The sequence below is a fragment of the Rhizobium sp. 25PS6 genome (assembly GCF_032464655.1).
In the GTDB taxonomy this organism is placed as follows: Bacteria; Pseudomonadota; Alphaproteobacteria; order Rhizobiales; family Rhizobiaceae; genus Rhizobium; species Rhizobium laguerreae.
This window is the reverse complement of sequence record NZ_JAWDIV010000011.1, coordinates 62,645-79,751: the sequence shown is the minus strand read 5'-3', so window position 1 is coordinate 79,751 and position 17,107 is coordinate 62,645. Positions and strand designations below refer to the sequence as shown.

Sequence of the window (17,107 nt, the reverse complement as noted above, 5' to 3'; positions counted from 1 at the left end):
GACGAGGTCAGGGGGACACCCGCCCGCCCGACGAGGTTACTGTGCGAGCCACTTGTTGAAGCGTTCGGTCAACTCCTCATCATGATCGGCCCAGAACTCGGAGGAGACGACAAAGGCGTTCTTCGTATTGTCAGGCGCTGTCGGCAGATCGACAAGAATATCCGGCGGAACCTTTGCGATGGCCGCTTTTAGGGTCGGACCATAGGAGATATATTTGGACTGCTGCGCCATCACGTCGGGATTGACGGTGAAGGCGACGAATTTGTCCGCCAGTTCCTTGTTCTTCGAGCCTTTCGGCTCAGCCCAGAGATTGAAGTCCATTCCCTGGCCGTCCCAGACGATCTTGAAGTTCTTGCCGCTGTTCTTGACGGCATCGTAGATGCGGCCGTTCCATGCCGTCGTCATCACCACTTCGCCGTCGGCGAGAAGCTGCGGCGGCTGCGCGCCCGCCGTCCACCAGACCTTCACATCCTTCTTGATGGTATCGAGCTTCTTCAAGGCGCGGTCGACGCCTTCCGGCGTGCCGAGCGCATCGTAAACCTCGGCGGGTTTGACGCCATCGGCAATCAGGGCGAATTCCAACGTGGTCTTTGGAGACTTGCGCAAGGCGCGCGGTCCGGGGAACTTGGCCGTGTCGAACAGATCGGCCATGGTCGTTGGCCCGCCATTCGGGAACTTGGCGGCATCATAAGCATAGATGGTGCCGAAGACGATCGTCGCGACGGCGCAATCCATCGCAGCGCCGTCGATGAAGGCGTCCTTGCCGCCGAGCTTCGAGTAGTCGATCGTTTCGAGCCAGCCCTCGTCGCAGCCTTGCAACGCATGGCTGGGTTCGACATCGACGACATCCCAGGTCACTTGGCCTGTTTCGACCATGCCCTTCAGCTTAGCCGTGGAGCCGTCCCATTCGTCCTGGAGGATCTTGGCGCCGGCTTCCTTGGCGAACGGCTTGAAAAAGGCCTCCTCCTGGCTCTTCGTATAGGCGCCACCCCAGGATGTGACGGTCAGCGTATCCTCGGCAAATGCTGCTCCTGCGATGGCAAGAGTCATGACGGAACTGAGAAGCATGCAGTTTAAACGCATCATGGTGGTTCCCCTTTTTGTAGCTGCGTTTGCGAAAGAATGAATGTCCGGTCAGGAGAGCGCGAGGACGCGGCAATCCTCTGGCGTCCAGCCGATGACGGTATTCGCGCCTGGCGCATGAACCGGAATGTCCTGGGCGGCTGCCACTTTGATGAAGACGTCGTCGCAGCCACAGGCTGAGACGCGCAACCTGACATGATCGCCGTGATAGATGATTTCCTTGAGCGTCGCCGTAAACCGGTTCGGAACCTCGGCTCCTGGCGCCAGCTGAATCCGCTCGGGCCGCAATACCAGCGTTGCCCGTGCGCCTTCCTTCAATCCTTCTCCGGCATGGCCGGTAATGATCGAACCATCGGGCGCGCGAATTCGGCAGACCGCATTTTCGATCGCGACGACCTCGCCTGATATCGCATTGTTCTCGCCGATGAAGGTTGCGACGAAGGGGTTTGCCGGCGTCTCGTAGAGCTCATGCGGCGGCGCGATCTGCTGCAGGATGCCGTCATTGAACACGCCGACCCGATCCGACATGGTCAGCGCCTCGCTCTGGTCGTGGGTGACGTAGACGACATTGATGCCGAGGCGGGCATGCAGGTGCTTGATCTCGAGCTGCATATGTTCGCGAAGCTGCTTGTCGAGCGCACCAAGCGGCTCGTCCATCAGCACGAGCTGCGGCTCGAAGACGAGAGCCCGGGCAAGCGCGATGCGCTGCTGTTGTCCGCCGGAAAGCTGGTTGGGCCGCCGCGTTTCGAAGCTCGCCATGCGCACCATGTCGAGCGCGCGGCGCACCCGCTCGGTGATCTCGGCCTTGCCGAGCCGGCGCATTTTCAGCGGGAAAGCGACGTTCTCGCCGACGGTCATATGCGGGAAGAGCGCGTAATTCTGGAAGACCACACCGATATTGCGGCGATGCGGCGGAACGCTGTCGATCCTGTTGTCGGCAAGGGTGATCGTTCCGTCGGTCGGCGCTTCGAAACCGGCCAGCATCATCAGCGTCGTGGTCTTGCCGGATCCGGACGGACCGAGAAGGGTCAGAAATTCCCCTTTGGCGACGTCGAGGTCCAGGCCGCGCACGACATGGCTGACGCCGTCATAGGATTTACGCACGCCTTCGAAAGCAATGAAGCGCTCGCTCATCAATACCTCCTGTTTGCATCGGCGGGTCCCTGCCTCTTTGTCTCGATGCTGGGCTATATTGTCTCGGTCTACTTCGGCTTGTCAAGCCACACAAATAATTTTGTGTGGTATCGGCGGCAGGGTCTCGAAAACACGGGAAAAGCGTGCTATGTCGCACGAAAGCAAGCTGAATCGCAGTGCCACGGTGATTGATGCGCGCGTTCGGCTTATAGGATTTATGCCGCTGTTACAGGAATTGTATGTCTGAAAGATCGGAAGTGACCCGGACAAATCAGGAGAGGGAAACGCGGATACCGGCCTATCTGGAGCTCGCAAGCGAGCTCGAGGCGAGGATCCGCTCGGGCGCCTTGCCCCCCGGCAGCCAGCTCCCGCCGCAGCGCGACCTCGCGCGGGAGCGGTCGCTCAACGTCTCCACAGTCACGCGCGCCTACCGCGAATTGCAAAACCTCAACCTTGTGATGGGCAGCACCCGGCGCGGCACGATCGTTATGGGCGACGGCGCCATGCCGCGGGTCGACCGGGCGGCGAGCCCGGCCGGTATCATCGATCTGACGGTCAACCGGCCGGCCGTCGACGATTTCCAGCAGCGCTTGGCGCAATCTTTGCCTGACCTGTCGTCCGACCGGCGCTTTCGCCAGATGCAGGAATACCAGCCGCCGGAAGGGCCGGCCTGGGCACGCCACGCGGCGAGAAAATGGATATCGCTCAACGGTTTCGACCCGTCCGACGACGATATCGTGGTCACCAGCGGCGCCCAGCACGCTTTGCTGGCGGTGATCAGCAGCCTGATAGAGCCCGGCGACACCATCGTCTGCGATCGACTGACCTATTACGGCCTGATCGCGCTTGCCCAAATGTTCCGCTTCCGCATTATCGGCATTGGAAGTGACGATCAGGGCATGTCGGCGGCGGAGCTCGACGATATCTGCCGCCGGGAGACCGTGCGCGCCGTCTTCACGGTTCCCTCGATGCACAATCCGACCGTCGTCACCATGAGCGAGGCTCGCCGGCGCGAACTGGTCGATGTTGCGGAAAAGCACGATCTCGTCATCATAGAGGATGATGTCTATGGACCGATGCTCGGGACCCGGGCAAGCGCCTTGATCACGCTTGCGCCGAGCAGAACCTACCATATATCAGCGCTCTCCAAGGCGCTGGCGCCGGGTCTGCGCGTCGGCTATCTCTCCTGCCCGCCCGGCCGGGCGCTGCTGTCTGCCGAGGCGGTTCGCACGACCGCCTGGATGCCCTCTCCGCTGCCGCTGCTGCTTGCGACCCGCTGGCTGGAGGACGGCACGGCCGAAGCGATCCTGAAGGCTCAGCTTGCGGAGCTGCGCGCACGCCACGCGATCGTCACGACGATCCTTGCCGGCCATTCCTTCTCCGCCGATCCGCGCTGCATGTTTTTATGGCTGAGGTTGCCGGCGCCATGGCGATGCGAGGATTTTGCCGCCAATCTGCGCGCCCATGGCGTTGCCGTCATGGCTGCCACCGCCTTTGCCTGCGACCGTCAGCCCGTCGAGCATGCCGTTCGCGTCAATGTCGGCTGCGCATCGTCGCGTGATGAACTTGCAACGGCGCTGCGCATCATTGCCGCCACGCTGAACGATCGTCCCCGCGCTCTGGCAGGCCTGGTCTAGGCGATGAACACGCTGCTTCCCGACCTTCAGCCCTTGCCCGACGCCGAGCGCTGGCATGTGGCTGTGGTCGGTGCCGGATTGGTCGGCCTCTGCACGGCCCTTTGGCTGCAAAGAATGAGGCAGCGGGTCACGATTATCGATCCGGCGCCGCCCTTGGGCGATGCATCCTACCGGCAGGCTTGCTCCTATGGAAATGCCTGCACCTTTGCGCCGCACGGCGTCGTTCCCGTCGCGACGCCGGGCGTCCTCTGGCGTGTGCCGGGCATACTGCTCAATCCGCTCGGTCCCCTGGCGATCGTCTGGAGATACCTGCCGCAACTGACGCTGTCGGCTTTGACCGGCTATCTCGTTTCCCAGCTGGTCGCAGGACAGCGCCCGGCGGTCGATCTGACGCCCCTGCGTCCCGACCGGTTCTAAGAAGGGCCTTATCGGGCCTCTTTCTTCGGTTGGAGTGAGTCACGCACGAACAAGGCCGGTGAAGGCAAAGCGAAGGCAAAGTCCGTATCGCTCGAGCCTTGAATGTAAGGAAAAATTCCATTACTTTTGTATGGGTTGAAGATAGGAGATTTTCCATGGCTTCCCTTGCCGTCACCATGAAAGGGCAGATCACGCTGAGACGGGATTTGCTGACGCACCTTGGGGTCAAACCGGGGGAGCGGATCGAATTCGACAAGCTGCCTGGGGGCGAGCTGCGGGTAAAGGCTGCTCGTCCAACGGGGACAATCGACGATTTTATCGGTCGGCATGCTGGCAAGATGAAAAAGCCGTTGACCATCGAAGAGATGAACGAAATCGCGACTTCGGGCTGGGCCGGCGAGGAATGAAAGTTTCAGTCGATACCAACATTCTTGCTCGAGCGGTCCTGCAGGATGATGCTGAGCAGGGGAGGGCAGCGGCAAAGCTCCTCAAGGAAGCATCATTGATCGCGGTTTCCCTGCCGAGCTTATGTGAACTGGTGTGGATATTGCGTCGAGGAGCCAGGCTATCAAAGGAAGATGTTTCACAGACGATCCACGACCTGCTCAACGCGGGCAATGTGGTGATGAACCGTCCTGCGGCCGAAGCGGGACTGGCCATGCTGGAGGCGGGTGGCGATTTCGCAGATGGCGTGATTGCCCATGAAGGAGCATGGCTTGGCGGCGAGAGCTTCGTATCTTTCGACAAGCAGGCGGTCGAACTGGTCATCCACCAAGGCCAACCCGCGCGTCTTCTCGCCTGAAATTCCGCAGCTCATGATCAGGTCGATGCTGAACGGTTGAAAGCTTTTCAACGCTGAGACGACAGGCGGTGCCATCCTCAGAATCGATGTTCCGCTCCTTCGACCGGATTTGCCCAGACCGTCATTCCAGACGCAAACGGCGTCTCGCCCTCGGCACGCACGACCATCTCGCCGAGTTCGGGGACGTCGAGGTAGAGGATTGCGTCGGCGCCAAGCCGCTCGAGATGCCGGATCCTGCCCTGCCATTGCCCGGCACCTTCCGAAAGCCTGATATGTTCGGGGCGAATACCATAAGTCGTGCAGTTCATTCGCCGCGCGGTCTCGCCGCCATAGAGGTTCATCTTCGGGCTGCCGATGAAACCGGCGACGAAGGGTGTCGCGGGATTGCGGTAGAGTTCCATCGGGCTGCCGATCTGCTCGACCGCTCCGCCATTCAGGACGACGATCTTGTCCGCCATCGTCATCGCTTCGACCTGGTCGTGGGTGACATAGACCATTGTCGACTTCAGGCGGGCGTGGAGATCTGATATCTCGAGGCGCATTTGGGCTCTGAGCGAAGCGTCGAGATTGGAGAGCGGCTCGTCGAACAGGAAGACTTCGGGGTCGCGAACGATCGCCCGACCGATGGCGACGCGCTGCCTCTGGCCGCCGGAGAGTGCTTTCGGTTTTCTCTGCAAGAGATGGGTGAGTTGCAATGTTTCGGCGGCTGCCGCCACCTTGGCGGCGATCTCAGCCTTCGGGCGGCGGGCGAGCGAAAGCCCGAAGCCGATATTCTCCGCCACGGTCATGTGCGGGTAGAGCGCGTAGCTCTGGAATACCATGGCAATGCCGCGCTCCGAGGGTTCGGCATAGGTCACGTCCTTGCTGCCGATGGTCAGCGCGCCTGACGTCGCTTCCTCCAGGCCGGCGATGATCCGCAGCAGCGTCGACTTTCCGCATCCAGATGGGCCGACGAAAACGACGAACTCGCCGGAGGCAACCTCCAGATCGATCCCCTTGATGACTTCAAGGGCGCCAAAGCTCTTGCGAACCTGTTTGAGAGTGAGCTCAGCCATTCTGCTACCCTTTGACTGCGCCAGATGTCATGCCCGCGACGATCTGCCGGTTGAAGAAGATGAAGACGATCAGCGGCGGGATCGTCACGAGGAGGATATTCATGAACAGGAGATTGTACTGGCTCGTGTACATGCTCTGGAAGTTATAGAGCGTCAGTTGCACGGTCACGTTCTCCTTGCCCGGAAGATAGTAGAGCGGGTTGGTGAAATCGTTGAAGATCGCAATGGACTGAACGACGATGTTGGTGACGGTCACCGGCTTCAGCAGCGGCAGGATCACTCTGAAGAAAATCTGCCGGGGCTTGGCGCCATCGATCAGCGCCGCCTCGTCGAGGTCGCGCGGTATGGTCGAGATGAACGACCGGTAGAGCAGGGTCGAGAAAGAGAGATTGTAGGCGACCTGGATCAGGATCATCCCGGTCATGGTCTTGAAGAGACCGATCTCCTGCAGGAGGCCGATGGTTGGCACGACGGCTGGGGGCATCATCAGACCCATGAAAAGGGCAATGGAGGCCACCCTGTTCCAGGCGGTCTTGCGGCGCTGCATTACATAGCCGACCATCGCCGAAAGTAGGATCAGGATCGTGACAGAGACCACGGTGATCAGCGAGGAGTTGAAATAGGCGAGCACGAGCTGGTAGTCGCGCGCCTTGAAAACGGCCACCAGATTATCCCAGAACAGCCACTGCTCAGGCAAATCGAAATTGAGGCGGGACGCTTCGGATTTCGATTTGACCGCCTGCAGAGCGACGAAAACGAAAGGCATCACGAAGACGACGGCAGCCACAGCAAGGGCTATCGCGCCGGTCACGTAAGGGCGGGAGCTTCTCATTCTTCGACCCCACGTCGGTTGAACCAAAGGGTGAGTGGCAGGATGATCACTGCAATCAGCGCAAACAGGATGACGTTTCCAGCGGTCGACAGACCGTAGAAGCCCGCCTGGTACTGTTTGTAGATGACCGAAGCGATCACATCAGAGGAGAAACCGGGCCCTCCGCGGGTCATCGCCCATATCAGGTCAAAGGATCGAAGCCCGCCGATCAGCGACAATGTCACCACGGTAATGGTGGCGGGACGCACAAGCGGCAGAGTGATCCGGAAAAATTGCTGGGGGCGTGTGGCGCCGTCAATTCTGGCCGCCTCATAATAGTCAGGGCTGATCGCAGCGAGGCCGGCGATGAAGATCAGTGTGGCGAGGCCGACACCCTTCCAGAGATCGACGAGCGCCACGGAAAAAAGCGCGAGTGCCGGATTGGTGAGCCATCCCGGGCCGGGAATGCCGAGCGTTTCGAGCGTGACATTGATGATGCCCCTGGTGGGATGCATCATCACCGTGAAGGTGATGCCGATGCCGATCGTCGAGACCAGAACGGGAAAGAAGACCAGCGTGCGCAGGAAACCACGGGCGAAAATATTGCTGGTCAGCATCACGGCGAGCAGCAACCCGCAGACCGTCTTCAGGCCGGATGTCGTCACGGCATAAATCAGCGTGTTGACCAGTCCCTTGACCAGGAAGGGTTCGGAAAAGAACTGCTGAAAGTTTTCGAGCCCGATGAATTCGGCGGTCGAAAGATCCCAGCGTGTCAGGCTGAACCAGAGAGAGGATACCGTGGGAACCAGAAACAGCACGCCGTAGATGATTGCGGCCGGAATGAAAAACCACAGCGGGTAGGGCGATTTGCGCGAGCGGGGGCGTGTCTCTGTCATGACGACCTCTTCGATCGGGTGGAGCCTCGCTCCATCAGGAGCGAGGTTAATTGACCCGAAAGAACGCTACCAGTTGGGCAGGCCGAGCTGCTTGGCCTGTTTGCGCACGTCGTCGTCATAGAGCTTTGCCGCGTCGGCCGGCTGGCGAATACCGGAGCCGACTTCGACGGTGATCTGCTCGAGAGCCGGTCCTTTGATCGGCGAAACGAATTCCAGCGCCGTGGTTGTCTTGTCCTTCGCCTCGAAATAGGGGAGCATGTCCTTTATCGCAGGCGGCACGTCGGCTGGCAGGTCGCAGCCGTCGATCAGAGAAGGCCCCTGAACGGCATTGGTTTCCACCATGATCTTGCAAGCCTCGACGCTTCCGGCGAAATCGACGAATTTCCGTGCTTCCTCGGCGTGCTGGCTGGTCAACGGAATGTAAAGGGCTGGCGGCATCCAGACCGTCAAGCCGTTGGTTGCGGCGTCGTCGCTCGGCTGCGCGAAGAAGCCGACATCGTTGAGGTTTTCGGGATAATTCTGTTTGAGCGCACCGACGGCGAAGCTCAGCATCGGATAATGCGCTGCCTCGCCGGTCGCTACCATTCTCAGGCCATCGTCGTAGCTTGCCGCGCCGAAATCTTCGTTCATCAGGCCGGCGTCGTGAACGTTCTTCAGCCGTTCGAAGCCTTTCATGGCCGCAGGCGTCTCGGCGTATTTCGCCTTGTTGGCGGTATAGTCGGCGGCGAAGTTCGGCACGGCCGCGTGCAGGTTGTAATAGTCAGCCAGAACGAACAGCTGCGAGGTCCAGGTGTCGCGATAGGTCTGCGCCACGGCGACCTTTCCTGATGCTTTGACCTTTTCGTTGTTCGCCATGAAGTCCGCCCATGTCTTCGGGATGGAGAGGCTGAGGTCCTGGTAGATTTTCCTGTTGTAGAGGATCCCGCCCGCCATCGCCGTGCCGAAGGGAACACCGTAGAGCTTGTCGTCGGCGCGGACGACTGACTTGAAACCGTCGTCGACCTTCGCCTGCGACGACAGACCGTTCAGATCGACAAGCGTCTGTGCCGGCTTCAGCGCCTGTAGCAGCGAGCCGGAATTATAGAGGAACACATCAGACATCTCGCCCGTCGCCAGGCGCGTCTTAACGATGTTGTCGCCCTCGCCACCGCCTGGCCGCGGCTCGATTTCGATCGTCACGTCAGGCGCCTTTGTCTGATAGGCGGCAACCAGTGCCTCGGCCGCCGCGACCGTGTCCGGGTTATTGTCGATCAGGAATGACAGCGTGGTTTCTGCATGCGACGGACCGGCCGCGGCCAGCGCCAAAAGCGCGGACGCGCCCGCAAGAATGAGCTTTATCCGATGTGTCATGACGTTCCTCCTCTGAACGGTGTGACGTGTATGCTCCTCAAGAATTGGGTAGGGAAAAGACCAGTCGGTGCGTCCCCGGGGCAAGAACGGCTTCCTCGACGACGGGCTCTCCGTTGAGCGACGGGTTTTGATGCCGCTTTCCTGGTCGGAAGCGGCCTGTGCAGCCTTCCGGAAGTGTCAACACATAGGTGACCATGTTGCCGTCGCACTGCCAGCCGGCCTCGATGCGTCCCTGGCTGATATCATGATGGGCCGAAACCGGCGAAAGGGACGGAATCGGCGCCGGATCGACGATCACCTCGGCAAAACCGGGTGCGCTCGGACTTGGCGAAATTCCGGCGACGCTTTCGAATAGCCACTGGCAGACCGCGCCATAGGCATAGTGGTTGTAGCTGTTCATGTCGGGTTCGTAGATGGTGCCGTCAGGCGCCATGGAATCCCAGCGCTCCCAGATCGTCGTCGCCCCCTTCGACACCTGGTAGAGCCAGCCCGGCACATCCTCCTGCAGGAAGACTTTTTCGGCCAGATCGTCCATGCCGAGCTTCGTCAGCGCCGGCAGCAGGGCCGGCGTGCCGATGAAGCCGGTGCCGATCTTGTAGTCGGCATCGATGATCACCTGCCGGAAATGCTGCTGTGCGGCTTGCGTGTGCTCCGCCGGTATCAGGTCGTGGAGGAAGGCAAGCGCATAGGAGGTCTGATCGTTGTGCGCGAGCCGTCCCGCCGGCGTGATGAACTCGTTGGAAAATGTCAGCCGGATCTCGCCTGCGCGCTGTTTCATCTTCTCTTCAAGGGCATGCTCTCCGAGAGTGGCTGCGATCCTTGCCAGAAGGTCGGTCGAGATGAAGTGATAGAGCGTGGCCGCGCAGTCGTCGGCGATCGTCGGGCGAGGCTTTCGGTTGTCGCCGACCGGCTGCAGCCAATCGCCGAAGGTGAAGCCGCGGGCGCCCCAATGCGAGGGCGGACGCACGAGCGGGCCATCCGAGATCGACCAGACGAAATCGACCCAGCGCACCATGGAACCCAGGCACTCCGACAAAACGGCCCGATCGCCGTAATGGGTGTAGAGAACCCAGGGGATGACGACAATTGCATCGCCCCAGCCGGTCGAACCGGCAAAGCCCGGGAAATTGGCCGGATGCAAACGTGTCGGATCCGGCGAGAAATGCGAGACGGCGCCGTCCTCGCGCTGATCGGCCATCACATCGCGCAGATATTTCCTCAGGAACGACTGGCTGTCGCTCAGCCAGCACGCCGTCGCGGCAAACACCTGGGCATCGCCCGTCCAGCCCAAGCGCTCATCGCGCTGCGGGCAATCGGTCGGCACTTCGACGAAATTGGCACGCTGCGACCAGATGGTATTCTGGACGAGGCGATTGACCAGCGCATTGCCCGAGGTGAAGCCGCCGGCGGGCTCGGGTACTGACGAGATCGGGATAGACGCGATTGCGAGGAGCTTCGCATCGCCCTCGATCGTCACTCTGGCATAACGGAAGCCGTGGAAGGTGAAATGCGGCGCGTAGGTTTCATCGCCGTCTCCCCGCAGGGTGTAGACGGTATGTGCGGCGGCCGTGCGATAGTTGCGATTGTCGAAATGACGATCGGGACCGAGAACTTCCGAATGCTCCACCCGGACTTCGGCGCCGGCAGCGCCTCGGACGGTATATCTAACATAGCCGCCGGCATTCTGGCCGAAATCATAGACCGTCCTGCCGCCATCGTCGGTCCAGCTTTCGACCGGCGCAAGCGGCTGCAACTCCCGCACCGCCGCAGTTTCATGCGCGACGAGCAGTGCCCTGTCGAACGGCAGTTTCTCGGTGCCGTGGGTCTCGGCATAGTTTTCCTGGCGGGCATCATAGACTTCGCCAAAGTAGATCCCCGACTGCAGGATCGGCAGAACACCGCTTCGCCATGTCGTGTCGGTGGAAAGAACGGTGCCATCAGCGCCGATCAGATCCGCAATGGCGCCGATCCTGTCGCCCCAGCAGTTCGGGATCGCCTTGGCGCCCCACATCAAGGGCGATCGGTACCATCCGTCGGCAAGCCAGATCTCGATCCGGTTCGGCCCCGGCTTTAGCAGGTTCGAGACGTCATATCGCTGATAGGCAAGGCGATCGTCGTAGTTCGTCCAACCTGGTGTCAACAGGTCGCTGCCGACACGAACGCCGTTGATGAAGCAGCGATAGAGGCCAAGTGCGGAGATGAAGAGATCGACGGGGAGCTTGGCGCCATCATGTTCGAAAGTCTTGGAGACGAAGCTTGCGGCCGTTCCCTGGCCGCCATCCGATAGTGGCGCGATCATATCCCCGGACCAGGCACGCGAAACGAGGTTGCCGCTGATGGCTGCCGGCTGAAAGTTCATCAAGTCCTCCCGACGAGTTGTAGAACGTTCTCCATATAACGTTCTACATTTTCTTCGAAAGCGCAATAGAAATTTGGTTGCCAGTCTGCCATGGTGATTCTGCGGGCGATGTTGAAGACCCGTAGCCGCAAGCCAGAGAGTTCATGTCAATCGAAGACAAACAAAAGCTGCAACGAAACGGTCGCGTGACGATCCGGACCGTGGCAGCTCACGCAGGCGTATCGGTCGCAGCGGTTTCCAAGGTGATGCGAAACGCCTATGGCGTCAGTGATGCGCTGCGCGCAAGGGTGACTGATGCCATCGAGGCACTCGCCTATCGCCCCTCGCGGGCAGCTAGAGGACTGCGTGGCCGGAGTTTCACCATCGGAGTGCTCCTGATCGACATCCGCAATCCTTTCCTTCCGGAGGTGATTGCCGGCGTAAACGGGGTGCTGGCGCCTTCGCACTACCAGGCAATGATCGGCGTCAGCGATGCGCGCGTGCAGCTGGAGACGTCGTTGATCGAGTCGATGATCGACTACAAGATGGACGGCCTTATCCTTGTTGCGCCGCGTTTGCCCTCGGAGATCCTCGCAAAGTTCGCAGTCCAGATACCGATCGTCGCGGTCGGTTACCACGATGCCAGCGCTACTGCCTTCGATACCGTCAATGCCGACGATCAGCGCGGCGCGGAGATCGCCGTCGAAGCGCTTCTTGCCTGCGGCTATCGCGACATCGAAATGCTCAGCCTCGGCGAGCGCCAGGGGCACGCGGTCTCCGTCGTCCGCCAGCGTGAGATCGGGTTTCGCCGGGCGATGCAGCGTGGCGGGCTCGGTTCCTCGCCAGCGATCGGCAAAATTCCGATTGCTTCGCCAAAGCGGGAAGAGGCGATGCGAAAATTCCTATCGAGGAAGGACAGGCCGCGCGCCGTATTCTGCTGGAGCGATCTCGACGCGATCACCCTTCTGAGCCTGGCTATGGAGATGGGCGTGCGCGTGCCCGAAGATCTCGCCGTCATCGGATACGACAATTCGTCGACCGCAGCACTCGGCCTCGTCAATCTCGCAAGTATCGATCAGTCGGGCAGGGAACTCGGTCAGGTCGCAACCCGAGCCCTCATTTCCAGAATAGAAGGCCGCACCGCTTCCGAGCATATTTTCCAGATACCCTCACTGGTCAGCCGCAACAGCCTGACCCGTTCCGGCAATTCCACGGACAAATAATAGCGACGGCGTCGCCGCGTCTCTGTTCGTTGCCGTCGTTTTCAGTCGGATCGAAGGGGGCTGCCGCAAGACTGCCGCACGACCAGGCGACACGGCAATCTGGTGATGCCGGTGGGGACCGGTTCACCCTTGGAGAGGCTGAGGATAGCCAGGCCGGCGCGATGGCCCAGTTCCTTCAACTCCATGTCAATGGTGGTCAGCGGCGGGCGCGTTTGCCGTGCGACGACCTCCCAATTGTCGAAGCCGACCACGGCGACATCCGTGGGAATATGCACATTGAGGTCGCGCAGCGCGTCGATGACGCCGCGGGCGATCTCGTCACTGCCGCAGAAGATGGCGTCGGGCTTTGGGCCGGGCCGGGCAAACACCGTCTGGACGGCTTCGTGACCCCATTCCTCCGACCAGTCGCCGAACATCGCTTCGGCACCGTCGCCGCAGGCGTCGAGATAGGATTGGGCGCGGATGCGAGCGGCCAGGTAATCCCGCGGGCCGGTGATGTGGAGGATCCGCGATCGACCGAGTTCTTTCAGGTGATCGACGGCGAGGCGGGCGCCCTGTTCGTCATCCGGAAAGAAGGTGACGCTGTCAGCCGGCCCCTCGGCAAAGACGTAGACGACGGGTATCGGCAAGCGGGATAGCTGGACTGGCGGCGTGAGATCGAGGCGCGTCGCGGTGAATATGATGCCGTCGACCTGCCGATCGAGAAGCGCCTCCAGGTGCAACTGGGCGAGCCTTGGATCATTGTTCGTGGCGCAGAGGAAGACGGACACGCCGTGATCGACCAGTACCTCCGATACCCCTGCCGCCATCGGCAGCGTCAGTCTGCCATAGGTGTCGTTGGTCAGCATGCCGATCGCATGGCTTCGCTTGCTTAGCAACCCACGGGCGAGTGCGTTCGGCCGAAACCCGATCTCTTCTGCCACGCGCCGGACCCGTTCGCGCGTCTCCGCATTCGTTCGACCGGTGTCGTTCAGCGCGTTCGACGCCGTCGAAATGCTGACGCCCGCAGCCTTCGCCACGTCGTAGATCGTCCGTCTTCGATCACTCGTATTCTTCAAACCACGCCTCGTCTTCAATTCATGATAAAAGCTTTTAACAGAAAAAATCGTGCTGTTAAAAGGTTTTATCAATCGCACACCAGATTTATGCACACAGACTGTCGACACTAAAAAAATTCTGATTTAACGTCCATTTCGTCCGAAGGCCTGAGGCCTGAACGAGAAAAGGGGAACAAGCATGCTTCGACTGAAAACAACGATCACTGCTCTTGCGCTGCTGGCAAGTTCTTCTCTCGCCAGCGCCGAAGAAATCACCCTATGGGTGCGTACGTCCTCCGGCGCCGTCCTTCAGGGACTGGCCGACAAATACAACGCATCGCACTCCGACAAGGTCAACGTTACCCAGATCACGGCAGAGCAGATGGTGCCGAAGCTGGGTGCGGCGATTGCCGGCAGCGCGGCACCTGACGGTGCCGTGCTCGACCTGATCTATCTCCCGACCTTTGCCGCCGCGGACGGTCTCGAGGATATCTCCGACTTCGTGAAGGGCCTGCCTTATTCCGCGGCTATGAGCCCGTCGCACATCCGCCTTGCCACCTATGACGGCAAGATCTACGGCGTGCCGGCCCTGCCGGATGCCTCGATCATTGCTTATAACACCGATCTGTTCACCAAGGCTGGCCTTGATCCGAACAAGGCGCCGGCATCGATGGAGGAGATTGCCGCCGACGCTAAGAAGATCGCCGCGCTCGGCAACGAGACCTATGGCTTCTATTTCGTGGCGAATTCGGGAAGCTGGCTGATCTACGACTTCCTGCCACATCTCTGGGCCGCCAATGCCGATGTGCTGAGCGATGATGGCCGCAGCGCTACGGTCGACACGCCGGCGCTGAGGGAGACGATCGCTGCCTATCGCGATATGTGGAAGGCCGGTGCGATCCATCCGACCTCGCGTTCCGGCAACGGCAACAATGCCGTCGAAGCCTTCGCCTCGGGCAAGGTCGGCATTCTGATGACCGGCTCCTACATCGTCAATCTACTGACCAGCAAATATCCCGACGTGAAATTCGCCGTCGCGCCGATCCCGGGGCCGAAGGGTGGTGAATCGAGCTTTGCCGGCGGTGACACGCTTTCCCTGATAAAGGGCATCAGCGACGAGAAGAAGAAAGTCGCGCTCGATTTCGTCAATTTTTACATGCAGCCCGAGCAGCAGGTCTATATCACCCAGGAATCGGGGATGCCGTCGCGCACGGATCTCGCAGCGGAAGCCTATGCGAAATTCGACCCGCGAAATCTCGTCGCCTACAATATCCTCGCCAAGGCGCGCACGCCCTACACATTTTCGTCCGACGAACTCTTCGTCAGCCGCACCGGACCCTTCCTCAATCTGATCCAGGGTACGATCTTCGGTGACGATGTCGATGGAACGATCGCCAAGACGCAGGCCGACTTCGCCCGCATCCTCGAACGCACCAATCCGAACTGAATCCGACGGGGCTTCGGCAGGGTATTCACGGATGCCCTGCCGTTCCCTTCACATCTCGACATTCAAACGGAAGGAGGAGTTGCGGTGATATCCTCGACACTTCGCAACCGGAGGCGCACAGCCGCAACCGGAGAGCCCGAGCCGAAGGGTTGGCTCGGCCTTGCCTTCATCCTGCCGGGCTTGCTATTCATCGTCGTGCTCTTCCTCGTGCCGCTTGTCATGACGGTCTGGATGAGCTTCTACAACTGGCCGCTTCTCGGCCGGACGAAGTTCGTCGGCCTGTCCAACTATGCCGAACTGATCGGCGACACCCAGCTCTGGCATTCCCTGGGCTTCACGCTGCTCTACACCGTGCTGGTCACGGCTGCGATCTTCCTGGTGGCCTTTCCCCTGGCGCTGCTCGTCGACCGGCCGCTGCGTATCGCCGGTTTTTTCCGCACGATCTATTTCATGCCTGTCGTCATCGGCTTCGGGGCGGCCTCGACATTGTGGATGTGGCTGCTCAATCCAGATAGCGGCGTCTTTGCGCAGCTGTTGCGCGGCGCGGGCATCATCGACAGCGCGCCGAGGCCGCTCGAAAGTTTCTGGCCGGCGCTCGGCGTTGTCATCCTGATGGTCGTCTGGAAAACGGCGGGCTTCACGATGATCATCCTTTTAACCGGCCTCCAGAGCATATCGAACGACGTCATCGAAGCCGCCAGGATCGACGGCGCCAGCGTCTGGAGCCGGTTTCGCCGGATCACGCTGCCTCTGATGAGAAACTCGGTCGTGCTGGCGCTCGTCCTCAACGTCACCTCGTCGATGTTGGCCTTCGATCAGTTTTTCATCATCACCCAGGGCGGCCCTGAGAACAGCACGATCTCCGCGGTCTTCTCGATCTATCTCGCGTCGTTCTCATCCTACCGTCTCGGTTACGGCTCGGCGATCTCCTTTGCCCTGCTCGTCGTCCTGGTGGCGATCAGCGCGATCCAGTTCGTCCTGCTGCGCCAGCGGCCGGAGGAGGGTTGATGGAACGGCTCAACCACAAACTCGCAGCGAAGCCGGTGAGCGAGCGGCTCGGTTATCTCGCTTTCATTCTGACGGCATGCGTCTTTGCCGTCTTCTTCGTGATGCCGATCGTCTGGTCCTTCGCCAATTCCTTCAAACCCGCGGCCGCAGCGCTTGCCGACCCGGCAGCGCTTTTCTCGAAAGCCTTCTCGCTGGAAAACTACCGCCGCCTCGAACATGTAGGCGCCGGCTGGTACGTCTATGCCGGCAATTCGGTGCTGATCGCCGCCGGAACGGTGGTCCTGACGGTACTCGTCTCGGTGCCGGCGGGATACGGTTTTTCGAAATTCCGCTTTCCCGGCCAGTCGCTGCTCTTCGTGCTGATCATGGCGACGATGATGATCCCGTTCCAGTCGATCCTGACGCCGCTTTTCCTGATCCTGAAAGTCTTCCGCCTGCAGAACAATCTTTTCGGCCTGGTGCTGATCTACGTGACCTTCCAGCTTCCTTTTTCCGTTTTCATGATGCGCAACGCCTTCGACGCGGTGCCGAAGGCGCTGATCGAAGCGGCGCGGATAGATGGCGCGTCGCAGGCGACGATCCTGCGCCGGATCATGCTGCCGATCGCGCTTCCCGGTGTCGCCACCGTTGCCATGTTCGCCTTCCTGAATTCCTGGAACGAATTCCTCGCTGCCCTCATCTTTCTGTCCGATCAAAACAAGTTCACGCTGCCGATCATGCTGGTGAATGTTTCGTCGGGCATCTATGGCATCATCGACTGGGGCGCGCTTCAGGCCGGCATAGCGGTGACCATGGTCCCCTGCATCCTGCTTTTCCTTCTCTTGCAACGATATTACGTGCGCGGCCTGACGGCCGGCGCCGTGAAGTAA

At 60.5% G+C, this 17,107-nt stretch carries 15 protein-coding genes and 1 pseudogene; 8 read left to right on the top strand and 8 right to left on the bottom strand.

Features of this window, described 5'->3' with window-relative positions; all coding sequences use genetic code 11:
• Nucleotides 1-36: 36 nt before the first annotated feature.
• On the bottom strand, nt 37-1,086 hold the full coding sequence (locus tag RWK44_RS17250; RefSeq protein WP_316029152.1) for an ABC transporter substrate-binding protein: 1,050 nt from the start codon (nt 1,084-1,086) through the stop codon (nt 37-39).
• A gap of 48 nt (nt 1,087-1,134) precedes the next feature.
• Nucleotides 1,135-2,217, bottom strand: coding sequence for an ABC transporter ATP-binding protein (locus tag RWK44_RS17245; RefSeq protein WP_316029151.1), 1,083 nt, complete (start codon nt 2,215-2,217; stop codon nt 1,135-1,137).
• 239 nt (nt 2,218-2,456) lie between these two features.
• Between RWK44_RS17245 and RWK44_RS17240 the strand changes: the two genes are divergently transcribed.
• The 4 genes and pseudogenes from RWK44_RS17240 (at nt 2,457) to RWK44_RS17225 (ending at nt 5,073) form a co-directional block, all read left to right on the top strand.
• Complete coding sequence (locus RWK44_RS17240) at nt 2,457-3,854, top strand: aminotransferase-like domain-containing protein (protein WP_168282457.1); 1,398 nt, start codon at nt 2,457-2,459, stop codon at nt 3,852-3,854.
• A gap of 3 nt (nt 3,855-3,857) precedes the next feature.
• A pseudogene (locus tag RWK44_RS17235) lies at nt 3,858-4,175 on the top strand (FAD-dependent oxidoreductase); the annotation flags it as partial.
• A gap of 251 nt (nt 4,176-4,426) precedes the next feature.
• Entirely contained in the window at nt 4,427-4,678 is a 252-nt protein-coding gene (locus RWK44_RS17230) for an AbrB/MazE/SpoVT family DNA-binding domain-containing protein (RefSeq protein WP_131665692.1), read from the top strand.
• Complete coding sequence (locus tag RWK44_RS17225) at nt 4,675-5,073, top strand: type II toxin-antitoxin system VapC family toxin (RefSeq protein WP_316029150.1); 399 nt, start codon at nt 4,675-4,677, stop codon at nt 5,071-5,073. The genes RWK44_RS17230 and RWK44_RS17225 overlap by 4 nt, the downstream gene beginning before the upstream one ends.
• Before the next feature lie 77 nt (nt 5,074-5,150).
• Here the strand turns inward: RWK44_RS17225 and RWK44_RS17220 are convergent, their stop codons facing one another.
• From RWK44_RS17220 to RWK44_RS17200, 5 genes are all read right to left on the bottom strand, one after another.
• A complete protein-coding gene (locus tag RWK44_RS17220; RefSeq protein WP_316029149.1) occupies nt 5,151-6,128 on the bottom strand; it encodes an ABC transporter ATP-binding protein in 978 nt (325 codons plus the stop codon).
• Nucleotides 6,129-6,132: 4 nt separating this feature from the next.
• Nucleotides 6,133-6,960, bottom strand: coding sequence for a carbohydrate ABC transporter permease (locus RWK44_RS17215; RefSeq protein WP_316029148.1), 828 nt, complete (start codon nt 6,958-6,960; stop codon nt 6,133-6,135).
• Entirely contained in the window at nt 6,957-7,835 is an 879-nt protein-coding gene (locus RWK44_RS17210; protein WP_077980931.1) for a carbohydrate ABC transporter permease, read from the bottom strand. The genes RWK44_RS17215 and RWK44_RS17210 overlap by 4 nt, the downstream gene beginning before the upstream one ends.
• Nucleotides 7,836-7,901: 66 nt before the next feature.
• Nucleotides 7,902-9,185 (bottom strand): ABC transporter substrate-binding protein, encoded by a 1,284-nt coding sequence (locus RWK44_RS17205; protein ID WP_316029147.1) that lies wholly within the window; start codon nt 9,183-9,185, stop codon nt 7,902-7,904.
• Nucleotides 9,186-9,222: 37 nt separating this feature from the next.
• Complete coding sequence (locus tag RWK44_RS17200) at nt 9,223-11,544, bottom strand: alpha-L-rhamnosidase (RefSeq protein ID WP_168282469.1); 2,322 nt, start codon at nt 11,542-11,544, stop codon at nt 9,223-9,225.
• A gap of 143 nt (nt 11,545-11,687) precedes the next feature.
• Between RWK44_RS17200 and RWK44_RS17195 the strand changes: the two genes are divergently transcribed.
• On the top strand, nt 11,688-12,746 hold the full coding sequence (locus RWK44_RS17195) for a LacI family DNA-binding transcriptional regulator (RefSeq protein ID WP_316029146.1): 1,059 nt from the start codon (nt 11,688-11,690) through the stop codon (nt 12,744-12,746).
• Between the two features lie 41 nt (nt 12,747-12,787).
• Here the strand turns inward: RWK44_RS17195 and RWK44_RS17190 are convergent, their stop codons facing one another.
• Entirely contained in the window at nt 12,788-13,804 is a 1,017-nt protein-coding gene (locus tag RWK44_RS17190; protein WP_168285687.1) for a LacI family DNA-binding transcriptional regulator, read from the bottom strand.
• Nucleotides 13,805-13,982: 178 nt separating this feature from the next.
• Between RWK44_RS17190 and RWK44_RS17185 the strand changes: the two genes are divergently transcribed.
• From RWK44_RS17185 to RWK44_RS17175, 3 genes are all read left to right on the top strand, one after another.
• The gene (locus RWK44_RS17185; RefSeq protein ID WP_168285689.1) at nt 13,983-15,230 is read left to right on the top strand and encodes an ABC transporter substrate-binding protein; all 1,248 of its coding nucleotides are present in this window, start codon (nt 13,983-13,985) and stop codon (nt 15,228-15,230) included.
• 84 nt (nt 15,231-15,314) lie between these two features.
• On the top strand, nt 15,315-16,238 hold the full coding sequence (locus tag RWK44_RS17180; RefSeq protein ID WP_020047972.1) for a carbohydrate ABC transporter permease: 924 nt from the start codon (nt 15,315-15,317) through the stop codon (nt 16,236-16,238).
• Nucleotides 16,238-17,107 (top strand): carbohydrate ABC transporter permease, encoded by an 870-nt coding sequence (locus tag RWK44_RS17175; protein ID WP_168269513.1) that lies wholly within the window; start codon nt 16,238-16,240, stop codon nt 17,105-17,107. Before RWK44_RS17180 ends, RWK44_RS17175 begins: the two co-directional genes overlap by 1 nt.